We start from the raw sequence: 3238 nt of genomic DNA, 5'->3' as shown, positions 1-3238 counted from the left end.
CTGTTCCTGATTTTCTCGGTCGCCTGTGCCTTTGCTGCCAATTTGCAGCAGATGATCGTGCTCCGCGCCGTCCAGGGATTCAGTGGCGGCGTACTAATCCCGATGGCCTTCACCATCATCATCACCCTGCTGCCAAAGGCCAAGCAGCCCATCGGGCTTGCGCTCTTTGCCCTGTCGGCAACATTTGCTCCGGCCATCGGTCCGACGATCGGTGGTTACCTCACGGAGAACTGGGGCTGGGAATACATCTTCTATGTCAATCTGGTCCCGGGGGCGATCATGGTCGCAATGCTGTGGGTCTCGCTGGATCGCTCGCCCATGAACCTTTCGCTGCTGGCAAAGGGTGACTGGCCAGGCATCATCACCATGGCGATCGGACTTGCGTCACTGCAGACCGTGCTGGAAGAGGGTAACAAGGACGACTGGTTCGGCTCAACCTTCATCGTCCGCCTGTCGATCATTGCCGCAATCTCGCTGTCGCTCTTCCTGGTGATCGAACTGCGCACCGCTCACCCGCTGTTGAACCTGCGACTGCTGCTGCGCCGCAATTTCGGTTTCGGCATCGTCGCCAACTTCCTCCTGGGCATTGCCCTCTATGGTTCCGTATTCGTCTTGCCGATCTACTTGACGCGAATCCAGGGCTACAATGCCGAACAGATTGGTATGGTGCTTGCCTGGACCGGCCTGCCGCAGCTGGTTCTGATCCCGCTGGTTCCGCGCCTTATGAAGCGCTTCGACGTGCGTATCCTGATCGTCATTGGCTTTGCCCTGTTCGCCGCCAGCAACTTCATGAACATTCACATGACCGGTGATTATGCAAGTGATCAGCTGTTCTGGCCCAATATCGTCCGCGCCATCGGCCAGGCACTGGTGTTCACTCCCCTGTCGGCGATCGCGACCGCTGGCATCGAACAGGAGAATGCGGGTTCTGCTTCATCCCTGTTCAACATGATGCGCAACCTTGGCGGCGCTGTTGGTATCGCGGCCCTGCAGACATTCCTGACCAAGCGCGAACAGTACCATTCGAATGTGCTCACCAATTCGGTGTCGCTATTCGAGGAAGCAACACGTGATCGCATCAACAGCCTGACCGCATATTTCATGAACCATGGCATAGCCGATCACGCAACCGCCAGCCATAAGGCGCTGGTGGCCATCGCTTTTCGGTTGCGCCAACAAGCAAACATCATGGCCTTCAGCGATACGTTCTTCCTGCTCGGCGTTGCCCTGGTGATCGCGCTTCTCGCCGCACTGCTTCTCAAGAAGCCCGGTCAACTGTCCGGCGGCGGCGCGCATTGAAATGTCAACAGGAGCGACTTCCACGACATATACTACGCAAATCCCGATCTCCGCCGACATGAGGGATCAGCCCAGACGCCGCACAATCAATGGAGGATCCGTGCTCGCAATCATCGAGTGGCTTTCCGGAGATGAATGCCATTCACTGGATGAAGCCGGTCTCATTTTCGGGCTCGGACGCCAGCTCCAGGCAATAGGGCTGCCCGTCGATCGCCTCACTCTCCATCTGATGACATTGCATCCAGAGTATTTGGGCAGAAGCGTTGCCTGGGCTCCAGAGGAACCCGTCGAGATTCATGACCGGCTCCATGGCGCTGTCAGTCCCGCTTTCCTGGACAGCGCGCTCCGCCAGTCGATGAAAACACGGGAGATAATTATCGCCGGGCGCGAGGGAGCCGGCGCAAGCTGGCAATATATGGACATCTTTGCCGCACGAGAGCTCGTCCAGCTGTTTATTGTGCCGCTGTGCAATGCCGATGGTCCTGTAAGTGCTGCCGCCTTCGGAACAAAACGCCCGACAGGTTTTACCGAGTCCGAACGCCAGATCATCGAACGCATCATGCCTGCGCTGCGCAATGCCTGTGAGTTGCGTACGCTGCGTCAGGTCGAGCTCAGCCTGCTCGACACCTATGTCGGACCTTTGACGGCGCAGCGCATTCTCGGCGGACGCATCAGGCAGGGTGAAATCGAGTCCATCGATGCGGCGCTGTTGCTGTGCGACCTGCGCGGCTTCACCGAGCTTTCCAACCGACTGCCCGCCAGTGAAGTCATGCAACTTTTGAATGGCTATTTCGACACGGTGGTCCCGGCAATCACGGGTCAGGGAGGCGAAGTGCTGAAATTCATGGGCGACGCCGTGCTCGCATTCTTTCCGGGTTACAGCGCCGCATGGGCGACGGCTGCGGCCAGTCAAGCAGCGACGGAAATCCTGGAGAAAATAGAGACGACGCAAATCGCCGGAATGAAAGTGAGCGTGGGCGTGGCCCTGCATTATGGCGAAGTCAGCTACGGCAATATCGGCTCCGGCCGCCGTCTCGATTTCACGCTGATTGGCCCTGACGTCAACATGGTCAGCAGGATCCAGCACGTCTGCAGCCAGGAGGGACGTGAACTGCTGATGTCGGCACCTTTCGTAATCGCGAATGGCTCTGGGATCGAGAATTCCATTGGTACTCGGCTATTAAAAGGCTTCAAAAATCCAGTCGAACTCTTTGAAGGCAAATGAAAAATCATCAATATTCAATACGAAAGGAACGACAATGGGCATGAGTGACCAAAATGCTGCACCGAGCAAGGGCAGCAATGAACAATCCATGATGGCATGGCGGGTTCACGAATTCGGACCACCGAACGTCATGGTGTTGGAGAGGATCGACCGGCCGCAGCCGGGTCCCGGCGAAGTGCTGGTGCGGGTTTGCGCCATTGGTGTCGGTCCCTGGGATGGCTGGATCAGAGCCGGCAAGAGTGCATTACCGCAGCCCCTGCCGCTTACCCTCGGTTCCGACCTGTCCGGCATTGTGGAGTTGGTCGGCCCGGACGTTACGAAGTTTGCGCCAGGCGACGAAATCTTTGGCGTAACCAACAGCCAGTTCGTTGGTGCCTATGCCGAATACGCCATTGCCTCAGCCAAAATGATCGCAAAGAAGCCAGTCTCACTCGACGACAATGCAGCTGCGTCCGTTCCGGTCGTGGCTGTCACGGCCTGGCAAGCGCTCTTTGAGCACGGAAAACTTGCCGCGGGCCAGACCGTCATCATTCATGGTGGTGCAGGCAGTGTCGGTGCCTACGCGGTGCAACTGGCGCATCGGGCCGGTGTTCGCGTCGTTGCGACTGCCAGCGCCGCAGACCTTGCCTATGTGCGAAGTCTTGGCGCGGATGAGGCGGTGGATTACAGAAGCAAGCTCCTGTGGCAAACGAGGCCATCCGCAACCATTATTGC

Annotated in this window: 3 protein-coding genes; all 3 read left to right on the top strand. The window is 57.9% G+C overall.

Annotation, left to right across the window (positions count from 1 at the left end):
* The coding region (locus AAAC48_RS19405; protein WP_340655758.1) for a DHA2 family efflux MFS transporter permease subunit at nucleotides 1–1299 on the top strand (1299 nt) is incomplete at its 5' end.
* Between the two features lie 58 nt (nucleotides 1300–1357).
* Entirely contained in the window at nucleotides 1358–2524 is a 1167-nt protein-coding gene (locus AAAC48_RS19400; RefSeq protein ID WP_340655757.1) for an adenylate/guanylate cyclase domain-containing protein, read from the top strand.
* 40 nt (nucleotides 2525–2564) lie between these two features.
* The coding region (locus AAAC48_RS19395; RefSeq protein ID WP_340655756.1) for an NADP-dependent oxidoreductase at nucleotides 2565–3238 on the top strand (674 nt) is incomplete at its 3' end.

It is taken from the genome of Phyllobacterium sp., from assembly GCF_037994405.1.
GTDB lineage: Bacteria > Pseudomonadota > Alphaproteobacteria > Rhizobiales > Rhizobiaceae > Phyllobacterium.
Note: the sequence above shows the minus strand (reverse complement) of the source record. Positions and strands in the feature narration are given on the sequence as shown.

Bases quoted from the DNA above. Each gene is read 5' to 3' on its own strand.
- AAAC48_RS19400 (WP_340655757.1), top strand. From the start codon at position 1,358: ATGAGGGATCAGCCCAGACGCCGCACAATCAATGGAGGATCCGTGCTC.